Annotated in this window: 2 protein-coding genes; both read right to left on the bottom strand. The window is 46.2% G+C overall.

From position 1 onward, the window contains the following. The coding region (locus tag R8O11_RS31675) for a c-type cytochrome (RefSeq protein WP_318195446.1) at positions 1-232 on the bottom strand (232 nt) is incomplete at its 3' end. Positions 233-289: 57 nt separating this feature from the next. Continuing rightward, positions 290-504: tRNA lysidine(34) synthetase TilS (gene tilS, locus R8O11_RS31670; protein WP_318195445.1), on the bottom strand; the 215-nt coding region annotated here is incomplete at its 5' end.

The raw sequence follows: 504 nt of genomic DNA, 5'->3' as shown, positions 1-504 counted from the left end.
CAGCAAGACCACCGCTACGTTCTTTGTTTTTGTAAGCCTTGATTGAGCTCACGATGTACTGCTCGTTTTGCCCTTTCAAATTTGGGTAGCCTGGAATCGTCGCGTTACCGTCTGCGCCATGACATGCCGCACATACTGCAGCTTTAGCTTGTCCCGCAGCGGCATCACCCGCCAGAGCTTGTCCACTCAACATGGTTAGTGCAGCCACTGCACCGATCATTACTCTATTCATTGCTTCACCTAATCGTTTTTTTATTTGAGATAGTTATGGTCGATATTGTGACATGAATTACAAAGGCTTGCGCCAAATGAGTTCACAGTCTTGGCCACTAAATGTTTGATCTACAAACAAGTCTGCGACTGCAACAACTTGGTCTTTGTACATCAAAATCGGGATCTGACGACGTAACCAGCTTGGCACATTGTATTCTTGGAATAACTTTTTCAGTTTACGACTGCGACTACGTGTTGTGGGGTGTGCCGCCAAACCTTCGGGATTGAAAG

The sequence above is a fragment of the Vibrio sp. 1288 genome, assembly GCF_033344475.1.
Note: the sequence above shows the minus strand (reverse complement) of the source record. Positions and strands in the feature narration are given on the sequence as shown.